The sequence below is a fragment of the Arthrobacter sulfonylureivorans genome (assembly GCF_047607445.1).
Classification (GTDB): domain Bacteria; phylum Actinomycetota; class Actinomycetes; order Actinomycetales; family Micrococcaceae; genus Crystallibacter; species Crystallibacter sulfonylureivorans_A.
Window position 1 is genome coordinate 173566 of record NZ_JBLKRT010000001.1, and the last position, 14733, is coordinate 188298.

11 protein-coding genes are annotated in these 14733 nt (G+C 67.3%); 9 read left to right on the forward strand and 2 right to left on the reverse strand.

Features of this window, described 5'->3' with window-relative positions:
* Nucleotides 1-5 precede the first annotated feature (5 nt).
* Nucleotides 6-3785: a multifunctional oxoglutarate decarboxylase/oxoglutarate dehydrogenase thiamine pyrophosphate-binding subunit/dihydrolipoyllysine-residue succinyltransferase subunit gene (locus tag ACMX2H_RS00800; RefSeq protein WP_414958511.1), complete on the reverse strand. Its 3780-nt coding sequence runs from the start codon at nt 3783-3785 to the stop codon at nt 6-8.
* A gap of 353 nt (nt 3786-4138) precedes the next feature.
* Here ACMX2H_RS00800 and guaB1 point away from each other — a divergent pair, with 353 nt between their 5' ends.
* From guaB1 to ACMX2H_RS00830, 6 genes are all read left to right on the forward strand, one after another.
* The gene (gene guaB1 / locus ACMX2H_RS00805; protein ID WP_414958512.1) at nt 4139-5593 is read left to right on the forward strand and encodes a GMP reductase; all 1455 of its coding nucleotides are present in this window, start codon (nt 4139-4141) and stop codon (nt 5591-5593) included.
* Nucleotides 5594-5873: 280 nt separating this feature from the next.
* Nucleotides 5874-7214 carry a hemolysin family protein gene (locus ACMX2H_RS00810; protein ID WP_414958513.1) on the forward strand — a complete coding sequence of 447 codons (1341 nt, stop codon included), beginning with the start codon at nt 5874-5876 and terminating at the stop codon, nt 7212-7214.
* Between the two features lie 8 nt (nt 7215-7222).
* Nucleotides 7223-8272, forward strand: a complete 1050-nt coding sequence (locus ACMX2H_RS00815; RefSeq protein ID WP_240691661.1) for a hemolysin family protein — start codon at nt 7223-7225, stop codon at nt 8270-8272.
* Nucleotides 8273-8407: 135 nt separating this feature from the next.
* Nucleotides 8408-9433, forward strand: coding sequence for a metal ABC transporter solute-binding protein, Zn/Mn family (locus tag ACMX2H_RS00820; RefSeq protein WP_414958514.1), 1026 nt, complete (start codon nt 8408-8410; stop codon nt 9431-9433).
* Nucleotides 9430-10236 (forward strand): metal ABC transporter ATP-binding protein, encoded by an 807-nt coding sequence (locus ACMX2H_RS00825; protein WP_414958515.1) that lies wholly within the window; start codon nt 9430-9432, stop codon nt 10234-10236. The genes ACMX2H_RS00820 and ACMX2H_RS00825 overlap by 4 nt, the downstream gene beginning before the upstream one ends.
* Nucleotides 10237-10238: 2 nt before the next feature.
* Entirely contained in the window at nt 10239-11132 is an 894-nt protein-coding gene (locus tag ACMX2H_RS00830; protein WP_414958516.1) for a metal ABC transporter permease, read from the forward strand.
* Nucleotides 11133-11139: 7 nt separating this feature from the next.
* On the opposite strand, the gene ACMX2H_RS00835 is transcribed toward ACMX2H_RS00830, so the two are convergent.
* Nucleotides 11140-11574, reverse strand: coding sequence for a Fur family transcriptional regulator (locus tag ACMX2H_RS00835; RefSeq protein ID WP_414958517.1), 435 nt, complete (start codon nt 11572-11574; stop codon nt 11140-11142).
* A 221-nt stretch (nt 11575-11795) separates the two neighbouring features.
* Here ACMX2H_RS00835 and ACMX2H_RS00840 point away from each other — a divergent pair, with 221 nt between their 5' ends.
* The 3 genes from ACMX2H_RS00840 to ACMX2H_RS00850 all read left to right on the forward strand — a co-directional run bounded on the left by ACMX2H_RS00840 (nt 11796) and on the right by ACMX2H_RS00850 (nt 14678).
* Nucleotides 11796-12455, forward strand: a complete 660-nt coding sequence (locus ACMX2H_RS00840) for an MBL fold metallo-hydrolase (protein WP_414958518.1) — start codon at nt 11796-11798, stop codon at nt 12453-12455.
* Between the two features lie 110 nt (nt 12456-12565).
* Nucleotides 12566-13405, forward strand: coding sequence for a sulfurtransferase (locus ACMX2H_RS00845; RefSeq protein WP_414958519.1), 840 nt, complete (start codon nt 12566-12568; stop codon nt 13403-13405).
* Between the two features lie 217 nt (nt 13406-13622).
* Complete coding sequence (locus ACMX2H_RS00850) at nt 13623-14678, forward strand: NAD(P)-dependent alcohol dehydrogenase (protein ID WP_414958520.1); 1056 nt, start codon at nt 13623-13625, stop codon at nt 14676-14678.
* The last annotated feature ends 55 nt before the right edge of the window (nt 14679-14733 follow it).

Consider the following 14733-nt stretch of genomic DNA (forward strand, 5'->3'; position numbering starts at 1 on the left):
CCTACTTACCGGCGCTCAAAGGCCTTCTTGACCAGAACGTCCTGCTCCACGGCGTGACGCTTGGCCGAGCCGGTGGAGGTCGCAGCGGACGCCGGGCGGGACACCAGGCGCAGCTTCCGGTCCAAAGCCTCCGGCAGGTACAGGCCCATGAACGGCCACGGGCCCTGGTTGGCGGGCTCGTCCTGAGCCCAGACCACCTCGGCGTTCGGGTACTTCGCCAGTTCCGCCTGGATCTCCTCAACCGGCAGCGGGTACAGCTGCTCCACCCGGATGAGTGCGGTCTTGGTGTCCGAGTTCTTCTGGCGAGCGGCCAGCAGATCGTAGTAGAGCCGGCCGGAGACCAGCACCACGCGGTCCACGTCCTGGCCGTTGAGGTCCTGGACATCCCCGATGACCGGCTGGAACGTGCCGGTGGTGAAGTCCTCGACCTTGGCGGCGGCGGCCTTCAACCGCAGCAGCTGCTTCGGCGTGAAGATGATCAGCGGCTTGCGGGGCCGGTTGTAGGCCTGGCGGCGCAGCAGGTGGAAGTGCGAGGCCGGGGTGGTCGGGTTGGCCACGATCATGTTGTCCTCGGCGCACATCTGCAGGAAGCGCTCGATCCGGGCGGACGAGTGGTCCGGGCCCTGGCCTTCGTAGCCGTGCGGCAGCATCAGCACCAGCGAGGAACGCTGGCCCCACTTCTGCTCGGCGGAGGAGAGGAACTCGTCGATCACGGTCTGGGCGCCGTTGACGAAGTCGCCGAACTGCGCCTCCCAGAGCACCAGCGCATCCGGCCGCTCCACCGAATAGCCGTATTCGAAGCCCATGGCCGCGTACTCGGACAGCAGCGAGTCGTAGATCCACAGCTTCGCTTGGTCATCGGACAGATGGCTCAGCGGTGCCCACTCTTCGCCGCTCACGCGGTCGTGGAAGACGGCGTGGCGCTGCACGAAGGTGCCGCGTCGGGAGTCCTGGCCGGCCAGGCGCACCGGGACGCCTTCCATCAGCAGCGAGCCGAAGGCGGCCAGTTCGCCGAAGCCCCAGTCGATGTTGCCTTCGCGGGACATCTGCTCGCGGCGCTCCAGCAGGGCCTTCAGCTTCGGGTGGACGGTGAAGCTTTCCGGGATGGCCAGATGCGCCTGGCCGATCTTCGCCAGCGTCTCCGCGGAGATGGCGGTGCCGGAGGGCACATTGTCCTTATCCTCGGCCTGCTGCGACAGCGGGCGCTCCAGATCGGAGACGGCTGCCGAGTCCTTGGTGATGATCGGGATCGGCGAGGTCTGCGCGGCGTGGGTTTCGGCGAAGACGCGCTCCAGCCGTTCCTGGTAGTCGCGCAGTGCCTGGTCCGCCTCGTCCTGCGTGATGTCGCCGCGACCCACCAGGGCCTCGGTGTACAGCTTGCGGGTGGATCGCTTGGCCTCGATCAGGTTGTACATCATCGGCTGCGTCATCGAGGGATCGTCGCCCTCGTTGTGCCCGCGGCGGCGGTAGCAGACCATGTCGATGACGACATCCTTGTGGAAGCGCTGGCGGTACTCGTAGGCCATCTGGCCCACGCGGACCACGGCTTCCGGATCATCGCCGTTCACGTGGAAGACCGGAGCCTGGATCATCTTCGCCACGTCGGTCGAGTACACCGACGACCGCGAGGAGTGCGGCGAGGTGGTGAAACCGACCTGGTTGTTGACCACAATGTGCACGGTGCCGCCGGTGCGGTAGCCGCGCAGCTGGGAGAGGTTCAGGGTTTCCGCCACCACGCCCTGGCCGGCGAAGGCCGCGTCGCCGTGGATCATGATCGGCAGCACCGGGAACTCGTCGCCGCGGTCCAGGCGGTCCTGCTTGGCACGGACGATGCCCTCCAGCACCGGGTCAACGGCCTCCAAGTGGGAGGGGTTGGCGGCCAGGTAGACCTTGGTCTCGTTGCCGTTGTCGGAGGTGAATTTCCCTTCGGTGCCCAGGTGGTACTTCACGTCACCGGAGCCCTGGACGCTGCGCGGGTCCTGGGTGCCCTCGAACTCGCGGAAGACCTGTGCGTAGGTCTTGCCGGCAATGTTCGTCAGCACGTTCAGCCGGCCGCGGTGGGCCATGCCGATGGCCACTTCGTCCAGGCCGTCGTCGGCGGCGTCGGAAATGACTGCATCCAGCAGCGGAATCAGGGATTCGCCGCCCTCCAGGGAGAAGCGCTTCTGGCCCACGAACTTGGTCTGCAGGAAGGTCTCGAACGCTTCGGCGGCGTTCAGCTTGCCCAGGACGCGCAGCTGCTCTTCCCGGCTGGGCTTCGCGTAGGGGCGCTCCAGCTCGTTCTGGAACCACTCGCGCTCGGCCGGATCCTGGATGTGCATGTACTCGATGCCGGTGGTGCGGCAGTAGGCGTCGCGGAGCACACCGAGGATGTCGCGCAGCTTCAGGCGGTCGGCGCCGCCGAATCCGCCGGTGACCCACTCGCGGTCCAGGTCCCACAGGGTCAGCCCGTAGGTATTGATGTCCAGGTCCGGGTGCTTGCGCTGGACGTATTCCAGCGGGTTGGTGTCCGCCATCAGGTGGCCGCGGACGCGGTAGGCGTGGACCAGCTGCTGGATGCGGGCAATCTTGTTGACCTGCAGCTCGACGTCCACCTGGTTGTCCGCGCGCCAGCGGACCGGCTCGTAGGGGATACGCAGCGCTTCGAAGATTTCGTCGTAGAAGCCCTGCTCGCCCAGCAGCAGCGATTCGACCAGGCGCAGGAACTCGCCGGAGCCCGCGCCCTGGATCACACGGTGGTCATAGGTGGAGGTCAGCGTGATGATCTTGCCGACGCCTTGGGCGGCAATGGTCTTCTCGCTGGCGCCGCGGAATTCGGCCGGGTACTCGAGGGCGCCGACGCCCACGATGGTGGCCTGGCCCTTGGACAGCCTGGGCACGGAGTGGACGGTCCCGATGCCGCCCGGGTTCGTCAGCGAGACTGTGGTGCCGGCGTAGTCGTCCGCGGTCAGCTTGCCGGCGCGGGCCCGCTTGATCAGGTCCTCGTAGGTATGCCAGAACTCGGAGAAGTTCATCGTCTCGGCGCGCTTGATGTTCGGCACCACCAGCAGGCGGGTGCCGTCCGGCTTGGGCATGTCAATGGCAATGCCGAAGTTCACGTGGGCCGGCTGGACCGCCGCGGGCTTGCCGTCGATCTCGTCGTAGTGGACGTTCTGGCTGGGGAACTGGCCCAGCGCCTTGACCACGGCGTAGCCGATCAGGTGGGTGAAGGAGACCTTGCCACCACGGGCGCGCGCCAGGTTTGAGTTGATCACCACGCGGTTGTCGATCAGCAGCTTGGCCGGAACTGCGCGCACCGTCGTTGCGGTGGGCACGCTGAGGCTGGCGTCCATGTTGGTGGCGATGGCCTTGGCCGGTCCGCGGAGCACGGAGACGGTGTCCTCTTCGGCGACGGCGCTGGGCGCGGACTTGGGCAGCTGGGCCGGGATCGGTGCCGGCTTCGGCTCCGCCTTCGCGGCGGGCTTGGCCGGGGCAGCGGCCTTATCGGTGGAGGTGTTGGGTGCCGGCCGGGTGTCGGCGGGAATGGGCTTGGTTCCGGCCCGATCGGTGGCAGTGCTCTCACCCGAGGCCTTCGGGGTGTCCTTCACCGGAGCGGGGCGGGACGGGGACTGCGCGGAAGCAGCAGTGTCGTTCGAACTGCCGGCGCCATTGGCCGCTTCGAAGATGCTCCACCATTTCTTGTCCACGGAATTCTTGTCTTGGAGGTACTGCTCGTAGATTTCGTCAACGAGCCATTCGTTACCGCCAAATTCCTCGGGTAGACGAAGGTTGGGATGCTCTGGCACTTGTAATACGCCTCTTCCGTGAGTTGCCGCTTGCCCTGCAGATCACACGCTTCCCTGGCTGCCTTCCGGACCTGCCGTCAGCAGCGGAATTGCGAGCGCGCGTCTGGCGCGCACTAGATCTGGACCAGTAGCCAGTCTAATGACACTTTCGCAACGCAGGCTAATCTTTACCGCCCGCGCCGCCGAACATCTCTGCGATTCGTTCCCGGCGCCGCTGCCTCTAGACTTTCCGGGGGAGCCTGGCCGGTCCACTGCGGTGCGCTGCCGCAGGCTCCCGGGGTACCGTACGGTTCCCGAACCACCTGCACCGGCCGTTCCGCCGGCCTGCACGGCGACGAGGAAAGTGAGCAGCCATGCGCCTGATCAACCAGCCGATGACCGACCTGACCTATTCAGACGTCTTCCTGGTGCCTTCGCGCTCCGACGTCACCTCCAGGCTGGACGTGGACTTGTCCGCCGGCGACGGCACGGGCAGCACCATTCCGCTGGTGGTGGCGAACATGACCGCCGTGAGCGGGCGCCGGATGGCGGAGACGATGGCGCGCCGGGGCGGGCTTGCCGTGCTGCCGCAGGACGTGCCGCTGGAGGTGCTTGCGGAGGTCACCGGCTGGGTCAAAGACCGCCACACCGTCTTCGAAACCCCGTTGAAACTGACCGCGGGGAACACCGTCATTGACGCCCTGCACTTGATGGACAAGCGGTCGCACGGCGCCGTCGCGGTAGTGGACGACGCCGGCAAGTGCGTGGGCGTGGTGCGCGCCGAGGACTGCGAGGGCGTAGACCGCTATGCCGCGCTGGAGTCGGTGATGGCGGCCCACCCGCTGCTGCTGGAGGCGTCCATGTTCGACGCCGGGATGGAGGCCTCGTTGCGCCAGGCCTTCGATTTGTTCGACTCGGCGTCGGCGCACTTCGCCCCGGTGGTGGACGACGACGGCATGCTGCTGGGCGCGCTTACCCGTTCGGGCGCGCTCCGGTCCACCATCTACACCCCCACGCTGGACCCGCAGGGCAGACTGCGGGTGGCGGCCGCCGTCGGAATCAATGGCGATGTTAAGGGCAAGACCGAGGCGCTGCTGGAGGCGGGAGTGGACGTGCTGGTGGTGGATACCGCGCACGGGCACCAGCGCAAGATGTTCGACGCCCTTGACGCCGTACGCAGTCTGGATCCGCAGGTTCCCGTGGTGGCCGGCAACGTGGTCAGCGCCGAAGGGGTCCGCGACCTAGTGGAAGCCGGCGCTGACATCGTCAAGGTCGGCGTGGGGCCGGGCGCCATGTGCACCACGCGGATGATGACTGCGGTGGGCCGTCCGCAGTTCTCAGCCGTCCAGGAATGCGCGGAGGCTGCACGCGAGCTTGGCGCGCATGTCTGGGCCGACGGCGGGGTCCGCTATCCGCGCGACGTGGCGCTGGCGCTGGCGGCCGGGGCCAGCCAGGTGATGATCGGCTCCTGGTTCGCCGGCACGCACGAAAGTCCGGGGGACCTGCTCACGGACAGCAGCGGTCGCAAATACAAGGAGAGTTTCGGCATGGCCTCGGCCCGTGCCGTGCAGAACCGGACCCGCCGCGACGACGCCTTCGAGCGGGCGCGCAAGGCACTTTTCGAGGAAGGCATTTCGTCCTCGAAGATGTACCTTGACCCGCTGCGTCCCGGTGTAGAGGACCTGCTGGACGAGATCACCGCCGGTTTGCGCAGCTCGCTGACCTATGCCGGCGCGCAGAATTTGGTGCAGTTCCGCGAGCAGGCCATCGTTGGTGTGCAGTCGGCCGCTGGCTATGAGGAGGGGCGCCCGGTACCGCAGAGCTGGTAGCGGAGCAGGGGGGCCCGCGGCGGGGTCTGGCTGCTACGCTAGTGCGCATAATGGACAGCTATTCTAGGAGCCGGTCCGTGACGCGCCCCGCAAGTGCATGCCGCACTGCGGGGGCCGCCCAAGCGGTGGTCAATTGCGAGGCGTCACCCAGCACCGGCAAATCCCGTGCACGTGCCCATCACACACTTGCCGCCAATGCGGCCGGTCAGGAGCCCTCTAGTCCGGGCTCGGACGACCACCCTCCATCTGACCGCCTGATCTGCAGGACGGCGGCGCGCTGATGGAATGGATCCAAATCGCCGCCGGCATGCTCTTAATCCTCGGCACCGGCTTCTTCGTTGCCGTTGAATTCGCCCTGGTGGCCCTCGACCAGCCCACTGTGCAGCGCGCCGTCGACAAAGGCGACCGTGGCGCAGTGCCGCTGATGAAATGCCTGAAGTCCCTCTCCACGCAGCTGTCCAGCTGCCAGCTCGGCATCACGTTGACCACGCTGCTGACCGGTTTCTTGATGGAACCGGCGATCAGCAGCCTGCTGCGTCCGCCGTTGGCGGCGCTCGGCCTGGCCGAGGCGGTAATTCAGCCGATCGGGGCTGTGGTCGCCATGGTGATCGCCACCCTGCTCTCCATGCTGCTGGGCGAACTGGTCCCGAAGAACGCTTCCATCGCGCTGCCGATGGCAGTCGGCAAGCTGGTGGCGCGGCCCCAGCTGATCTTCACCGCGGTCTTCAAGCCCTTCGTGCTGATGCTCAACGGCTTTGCCAACAAGGTGCTCCACCTGTTCGGGCTGGAGGCCAAGGAAGAGCTTTCCGGCGCGCGGACTCCCTCCGAGCTCGCGTCGCTGGTGCGCCGCTCCGCCGAGATGGGCACGCTGGACGCCGGGACCGCGAACTTCCTGGCCAAGACGCTGTCCTTCTCCGGCCGGACCGCTGCAGATGTCATGACCCCGCGGATCCGTGTGGAGTTCATCGATGCCGACCAGACCGTGGCCGATCTGATTGCCGCTGCCCGCCGGACCGGCTACTCCCGGTTCCCGGTTCTCGGCGATTCGCCCGACGACGTCCGCGGCGTCGCGCACATCAAGAAGGCCATCGGCGTCCCGCGCCAGAAGCGTGGGGCCCTGCCAGCGGCCACCATCATGACCGATGTGCTGCGCGTGCCGGAGACGGTGCACCTGGACTCGCTGCTCTCCGAACTGCGTGCCGCGAACCTGCAGTTCGCCGTCGTCCTGGACGAATACGGCGGAACCGCAGGCGTTGTCACGCTGGAGGATCTGGTGGAGGAAATCGTCGGCGAGGTCGCAGACGAACACGACCGGGTCAAGCCGGGAGTGCTGCAGAGCGCCGCCGGGAACTGGTATTTCCCCGGTTTGATGCGTCCGGACGAGGTCACCGAGCAGATTCCGCAGCTGACCGTGCCCGACGAGGCCAGCTATGAAACGGTGGGCGGCTTCATCATGGCCGAGCTGGGCCGGATTGCCGTTGTTGGCGATACCGTCGCGGTGGAGGGCGGCACGCTGGAGGTCGAGCGGCTGGACGGACGGCGGGTGGACCGCGTGCGCTTTATCCCCGACCCGGCAGCCGAGGCCGGGCTGCCCGACGCCGGCAAGGCGGGTGAGCTCTGATGGCGGCCATGGGTATTTTCTGGCTGGTGGTGCTGCTGCTGGGCAACGCCTTCTTCGTCGGCGCCGAGTTCGCCGTCATGTCCGCCCGCCGAAGCCAGATCGAGCCCTTGGCAGAGGGCGGATCCAAGCGTGCCAAGACCACCTTGTGGGCCATGGAACACGTCTCCCTGATGCTGGCGTGCGCCCAGCTGGGCATCACCGTGTGTTCGCTGCTGATCCTGAACGTGGCTGAACCGGCGATCAAGGAACTGCTGCTGCTGCCGCTGGAGGGCTGGCTGGGCATTCCGCATGAGGTTTCCTACGGGATCTCCTTTGCCGTGGCGCTGCTGCTGGTGACCTTCCTGCACGTGACCTTTGGCGAAATGGTGCCGAAGAACATCTCCGTTTCCGTGGCGGACAAAGCTGCGTTGCTGCTCGCCCCGCCGTTGGTGGCCGTGTCCAAGGTGGTGCGGCCAGTCATCGCCACGCTGAACTGGTCGGCGAACCACATTCTCCGGGCCATGCGGATCGAACCGAAGGACGAGGTGTCCTCCACCTTCACGCTGGAGGAAGTCCAGTCGATCGTGCAGGAGTCCACGAAGCACGGGCTGGTGGACGACGACGCCGGACTGATCTCCAGCTCGCTGGAGTTCTCGGCCGTCACCGCGGCCACCGTGATGGTGCCCCTTGACCAGCTGGTGACCATCGGCGTCGATACCACCCCGGAGCAGTTCGAGCGGGTGGTGGGCCGGACCGGGTTCTCCCGGTTCGCGGTGGCCGATGCGGAGGACAACCTGACCGGATACCTGCACCTGAAGGACGTCATGACCATCCCGGAGGACCGGTTCAACAAGACGATCCCGGTCACCAAGGTCCGCACCTTGGCCAATCTGGCGCTCGATGAGGAAATCGAGGACGCGCTGGGGGTCATGCAGCGCACGGGCTCGCACCTGGCCCGTGTGCTGGGCACCGACGGCAGCACCCACGGCGTGCTGTTCCTCGAGGATGTGATCGAAGTGCTGGTGGGCGAGATCCGCGACGAGACGCAGGCCCAGGGCCTCCGCCGGACCGGCGAATAACCCACTGAAGAGGGCGCGGAACTGCTAGGCGGTTCCGCGCCCTCGGCGTGCGGTAATGCGAACGGTTCGCAATGCGCTATTCTGGAAACCCTTATTGTTACTGATTCTCATCTGTGAGTAGAACCGAGGTCGCCCGTGAGGCACTCCCGCACCACCCCCGTCCTGGCCGGTCTGGCCGCCACAGCACTGCTGTTGTCCGGTTGCGCGGCTGCCGGAGGCGGGGCCGCAGGTGAGGACACAGCGCAGGGAACGTTGAGTGTGGTGGCTTCCACGAATGTCTACGGAGACGTGGCGCGCAGCATCGGCGGCGACCGGGTTGAGGTCACGTCGATCATTGACCGGATGGCCCAGGACCCGCACTCCTATGAAGCATCGGCCCGCGACAAGCTGGCGGTTTCCAAGGCTGACGTCGTACTGGAAAACGGCGGCGGCTATGACACGTTCATGCACACCCTCGCCGACGATACCGGCGTCGACCACAACAACATCATCACTGCGGTGGACCTGTCGCCGCTGCCCGGTGCACAAGAGGCGGCACACACTCCTGCCTCCACCGGCACCGACGACGGCGACGCCGGTGCCGGCCAGGGCGACCACAGCCACGGGGAGGAGGACCACGCCGGCCACGACCACGGCGGCTTCAACGAACACGTCTGGTACGACCTCGCCACCATGGCCAAGGTGGCCGATGCCGTCGCCGGAAAGTTGTCCGCGCTGGACCCGGATCAGGCCGATACCTACAAAGCCAACGCCGAGCAGTTCCATGCCGGGCTGGACAAGCTGAGTGCCGAAGCGGACGAAGTGGCCGGCTCTGCCGACGGGGTGGCCGTAGCGGCCACGGACCCGGTGCCGTTGCACCTGTTCGATGCCCTGGGGCTGGAAAACAAGACGCCCGAGGACTTCATGGAGGCTGCCGAGGAAGGCAACGACGCCGCCCCGCAGGCCCTCAAAGAAGCCGAAGACCTGGTCACCGGCGGGTCGGTCCGGTTTGTCGCCTACAACGAACAGACCGAGGGCCCGCAAACGCAGCGCCTCCGCTTGCTGGCGGAGAAGGCGGGCATCGCCGTCGTCAATTTCACTGAGACCCTGCCGGAAGGCCAGGACTACCTGGGCTGGATGAGCGGCAACCTCCACGCTGTGGAAAAGGCACTGCGCGGATGAGCGCGGCTGCGACCGCCGCCGTCCGCCTGCAGGGTGCTTCGCTGTCCTTCGGCCAGCGCGTGCTGTGGCATGACCTGGATTTGACCATCAGGCCGGGGGAGTTCTTCGCCGTGCTGGGCCCGAACGGCTCGGGCAAGACCAGCTTCCTGCGCGTGCTGCTGGGCCTGCAGCCGTTGAGCCACGGCTCGGCCGAGATCAATGGGCGGCCGCTGGAACGTGGCAGCCGGGAGATTGGCTACATTCCGCAGCAGAAGACCTTCGCCCCCGAGACGCCGCTGCGGGCCCGCGACCTGGTGGGTTTGGGCCTGGATGGCCACCGCTGGGGCATCCGGCTGAACACCCGCAAGCATCGCCGGCGGGTGGATGAGCTGCTGGACATGGTGGGCGCCTCAGAGTACGCGGAGGCCCCGGTGGGGCAGCTGTCCGGCGGCGAGCAACAGCGGCTCCGGGCGGCCCAGGCGCTGGCGTCTGACCCCAGGGTTCTGCTCTGCGACGAGCCGCTGCTTTCACTGGACCTGCACCACCAGCAGGCCGTCAGCGCCATGATCAACCGGCAATGCCACGAGAAGAACAGTGCCGTGGTCTTTGTGACGCATGAGATCAACCCGATCATCGATTACGTGGACCGGGTGTTGTACCTGGCCGGCGGGCAGTTCCGCGTGGGGACGCCGGAAGAGGTGATGACGACGGAGGTGCTGTCGCGGATGTACAACAGCCACGTGGAAGTCATCCACAACCAGGGACGCATCATCGTGGTCGGCCTGCCGGACGCCACCACCCACCACCACGGAGAGGGGGCGTAGGGATGGACCTCTCGGAACTGCTGAACTCGGTCTTCAATTTCAGCGACTATGGTGACTTGCTTCCGCTGGTGCGCAACTCGTTGATCGCCGGCGCCGTGCTGGGCTTGGTCGGCGGCCTGATCGGCGTGTTCGTGATGATGCGGGACCTGGCCTTTGCCGTGCATGGCATCGCCGAGCTGTCCTTCGCCGGGGCCGCGTTCGCGCTGCTCATCGGGGCCAACGTGGTGTTCGGGTCGCTGGTGGGCTCGGTGATCGCGGCCGTTGTGCTGGGCGTGCTGGGCATGCGCGCCAGGGACCGGAATTCGATCACCGGCGTGATCATGTCCTTCGGCCTGGGCCTGGGCATCCTGTTCCTTTCGCTCTACGAGGGCCGCTCGGCGAACAAGTTCGGCCTGCTGACCGGGCAGATCGTCTCCGTGGACACCGTGCAGCTGAACCTGCTGGCCGCGGGGTCGGCTGTGGTGGTGCTGGGACTGCTGGCCATTTGGCGTCCGCTAACCTTTGCCAGCGCCGATCCGGACCTGGCCGAGGCACGCGGCGTACCGGTCGGAGCGCTGGCCATCGTGTTCATGTTCCTGCTGGGGCTGGCCGTGGCGCTGTCCATCCAGGTGGTCGGGGCGCTGTTGGTGCTGTCCCTGGTGATCACCCCGGCGGCAGCCGCGCTCCGGGTGAGCAGTTCGCCCCGGGTGGTGGTGCTGCTCAGCGTGCTGTTCGCGGTGACCGCGACCTTGGGCGGGATCCTGCTGGCGCTGGGCGGCAGCCTGCCGATCAGCCCCTACGTGACCACGATTTCGTTCCTGATCTACGTGGTGTGCCGGTTGACCGGAGCCCGGCGGCAGCGCCGCGGCCGGGTGGGGCGGCGCACGGTGGCCGCGGTCAAGGTGAACGTAGGCTAGCGCAGAGTTACTGCGCCGCGCTGCAGTCCGGGCACAGCCCGTACATTTCCACGGTGTGCGCCACCTGCGTGAAGCCGTGCTCCCTTGCCATCCGCTGCGCCCATTGTTCCACCGCCGGGGCCTCGATCTCCACGGTCTTGCCGCAGTTCCGGCAGAGCAGGTGATGGTGGTGGTGCTCGACGGCGCAGCGGCGGTAGACCGCTTCGCCCTCTCCGTTGCGCATCACGTCCAGTTGACCGTCGTCGGCCATGGACTGCAGGACCCGGTAGGTGGTGGCCAGCGAGACGGGCTCGCCGCGCGCCTGCAGCAGCCGGTGCAGTTCCTGGGTGCTGACGAAGTCCTCCAGGCTGTCCAAAGCGGTGGCCACCGCTACGCGCTGGCGGGTCACTCGCTGCTCCGAACCGCGGCGCTGCGCCTGCGGTTTGGCTGACGGGACGGACATGTCCGCTTCGGCTCCTTGCTGCTGGTTCTGGACGCCCGTGGGCTCTCTCCAGCCTACCAGCAGGCCCGATTTGCCGGGCCAAAGAGGCTGCCATGCCTGTGCCCGAGAGGCTGCCATGCCCGGGCCGGGGAGGCTGCCATACCCGGGCCGGAGAGGCTGCCGTGCCCGGGCCGGAGAGGCTGCCATACCGCCGATCGGGCGGCGCAGTTAGGGTTGGTGCCATGCAGCTGACAAAATTCACCCACTCCTGCGTCCGGCTCGAAGAGAACGGACACGTCCTGGTGATCGACCCCGGCAATTTTTCCGAGGTGGAGCAGGCTCTCGACGGCGCCTCCACCGTCCTGGTGACCCACGAGCACGCGGACCACCTGGACCGGGACCGGGTGCTGGGCCCGCTCGCGGGGACGGATGGAATGAATCTGTATGCTCCGGCCTCAGTGGCGGCCGAACTCCGGGCTCTCGCTCCCGAGGCTGCGGCGCGGATCCACGCCGCCGAGCCGGAGACGGAGTTCGAGGTGCCGGGGTTCCGCGTCCGTACCTTCGGCGGCCAGCATGCGTTGATCCATCCACACATCCCGGTGGTGGCCAACATCGGCTACGTCATCAACGACAACCTCTACCACCCGGGGGATTCGTTCATCGTGCCGCACGGGCTGATGGTGAAGAACGTGCTGGTGCCCATCCACGCGCCGTGGTCGAAGACCGCCGAGGTGATCGACTTCGTCACCGCCATGCGCGCGGAGCACGCTTACCCGATCCACGACGCCGGGCTCAGCGACCGCGGCCTGCCGCTGGTGGAAAAGCACGTGACCCTCTTTGGCGGCCACTACGGCACCAGCTACCAGCACCTGTCGCCGGGGGAGAGCGTGGAGCTGGCCTGACGCGCAAGGCGGACGGCGTCCGTCGACAGCTTGGCCCGGTGCCTGCTGCTGTGATGGACTGGCCGGACACGGCGGACAACGAGGCCCGCCGGCAGTCAAGAGGAGATCTCATGAGGACTCTGATGGACGTGCAGACGCTGCGGGAACGGATGACCTCCGGACAGCGCACCGTACTGCTGGATGTCCGCTGGAAACTCGGCGACGGAGACGGCGACGGCCAACGCCGCTACCGCCAGGCCCATATTCCCGGCGCAGTCTATGTGGACCTGCCGTCCCAACTGGCGTCCGCACCGACCATGGCCGCTGGACGCCACCCGCTGCCGGAGCCGGAGGTCCTCCGCGAGGCCGCACGGGACTGGGGCATCAATAACGGGGACGTGGTGGTGGCCTATGACGACAGCGGCGGCTTGTCCGCAGCCCGGGTGTGGTGGCTGTTGCGCGACGGCGGATTAGACACCGTGTATCTGCTGGACGGCGGACTGGCCGCGTGGCGCGCCGAAGGCTTCGAAGTGGACAGCGGCGACGAGCTGGCGTCACTGGGCAACGTTGAACTGGGCAGCGGCCACATGCCCCGGTTGGAACTGGACAACGTGCTGCACTTCGCCAGGACCTCGCTGCTGCTTGATGCCCGCGCCGCCGAGCGCTACCGCGGTGAACTGGAGCCGGTGGACCCGCGCGCGGGCCACATTCCCGGCGCAGTGAGCGCACCGACCACAGGGAATCTTGCCGCCACCGGACATTTCCTGCCAGCAACGGAACTCGCCGTGCGGTTCAAGGACCTGGGCGCCGGTGACCGGGATGTCGCGGTCTACTGCGGCTCGGGTATCAACGCTGCGCACCAAATCGCGGCCTTGGCGGAGGCCGGCATCGAGGCGGCGTTGTACCCCGGCTCGTGGTCCCAGTGGTGCGGCCACCCCGAGCTGCCGATAGCAACGGGCGACCAGCCGTGACCGGCGGCAGGCCGGCGTGGTGCACCGCGGTGTCGTGCACCGCGAGACCCAGAGCGTCACGCAGGGTGCGTCCCGGTGGCATGGCGGACCGGCAAACGGTAGCGTCAAGCTCATGACACTTGGCCGTCCGGCACCACCGCCGCTGGGAAAACCGCTTTCTCTTCAGCAGGAACAGATGGCCCACGCGGCCGCGGTCCGCCAGACACCGAGGAGCAGTATGAACACGGCCTTGGCCTATGGCGTGGAGGCCCCCGGTTCCGGTCTGGTGCCGCTGCAGGTGGAACGCCGGGAACCGGATGCGCACGACGTGGAGATCGCCATCGCGTTCTGCGGACTCTGCCATTCCGATGTGCACACCGTCCGCGGGGAGTGGCGCGAGATCGACTACCCGCTGGTGCCCGGCCACGAGATCGTCGGCCGGGTCACCGCCATCGGTCAGGACGTGACGCTCCATGCCATCGGCGACCTGGTGGGCGTGGGCTGCATGATCGACTCCTGCCGCGACTGCGCCTCTTGCGACGAGGGGCTCGAACAGTACTGCGAGAAAGGCGCGGTGGGCACTTACGGCGCCCGCGACCGGCGCCACGGCGGCGAGGTGACACAGGGCGGATACGCAAGCTCCGTCGTCGTCGATGAAAACTTTGTGCTGCGGATGCCGCCGGAGCTGGACCCGGCCGCGGCGGCACCGCTGTTGTGCGCGGGCATCACCACGTACTCGCCGATGCGTTACTTCGGCGTGGAAGCCGGCGATTCTGTGGGCGTGGTGGGACTTGGCGGGCTGGGCCACATGGCCGTCAAGCTGGCCAAAGCCATGGGTGCGTCCGTAACCGTCTTCACCAGTTCGGCGGACAAAGTCGATTCCGCCCGCGCGCTTGGCGCCGACCATGTGGTGGTGACCAGCGACGACGAAGCGCTCGCCGCCGCCCGGCGCAGTGTGGACCTGGTCATCGATACGGTGTCCGCGGCCCACGACCTGGCGCCGTTATTGCGGACCATCCGGCGCGACGGCGCGCTGATCCAGCTGGGTGTGCCGCCCGAGCCGATGCCGCCGGTGCCGGTCAACCTGCTGATGCGGCACCGGATTGCCTACGGCGCGTCCAACATCGGCGGCATCGCCGAGACCCAGGAGATGCTCGATTTCTGCGCCGAGCACGGCATCACCGCCGACGTGGAACTGGTACGCGCGCCGGACCTCAACCTGGCCTACGACCGGATGGTGGCCGGCGACGTCGCCTACCGGTTTGTGCTGGACATCGCCTCGCTCAACGACTGAACACCCCCAGCGGTCGCTGGTCCGCGGGCGGCTGCCCAACTTCCTGGCTAACTGA

Excerpts from the sequence above, each read along its gene's own strand:
- guaB1 (WP_414958512.1), top strand. The coding sequence starts at position 4,139 with ATGCGCCTGATCAACCAGCCGATGACCGACCTGACCTATTCAGACGTC.
- ACMX2H_RS00830 (WP_414958516.1), top strand. The coding sequence starts at position 10,239 with ATGGACCTCTCGGAACTGCTGAACTCGGTCTTCAATTTCAGCGACTAT.
- ACMX2H_RS00810 (WP_414958513.1), top strand. The coding sequence starts at position 5,874 with ATGGAATGGATCCAAATCGCCGCCGGCATGCTCTTAATCCTCGGCACC.
- ACMX2H_RS00850 (WP_414958520.1), top strand. The coding sequence starts at position 13,623 with ATGAACACGGCCTTGGCCTATGGCGTGGAGGCCCCCGGTTCCGGTCTG.
- ACMX2H_RS00845 (WP_414958519.1), top strand. The coding sequence starts at position 12,566 with ATGAGGACTCTGATGGACGTGCAGACGCTGCGGGAACGGATGACCTCC.
- ACMX2H_RS00835 (WP_414958517.1), bottom strand. The coding sequence starts at position 11,574 with ATGTCCGTCCCGTCAGCCAAACCGCAGGCGCAGCGCCGCGGTTCGGAG.
- ACMX2H_RS00840 (WP_414958518.1), top strand. The coding sequence starts at position 11,796 with ATGCAGCTGACAAAATTCACCCACTCCTGCGTCCGGCTCGAAGAGAAC.
- ACMX2H_RS00825 (WP_414958515.1), top strand. The coding sequence starts at position 9,430 with ATGAGCGCGGCTGCGACCGCCGCCGTCCGCCTGCAGGGTGCTTCGCTG.
- ACMX2H_RS00815 (WP_240691661.1), top strand. The coding sequence starts at position 7,223 with ATGGGTATTTTCTGGCTGGTGGTGCTGCTGCTGGGCAACGCCTTCTTC.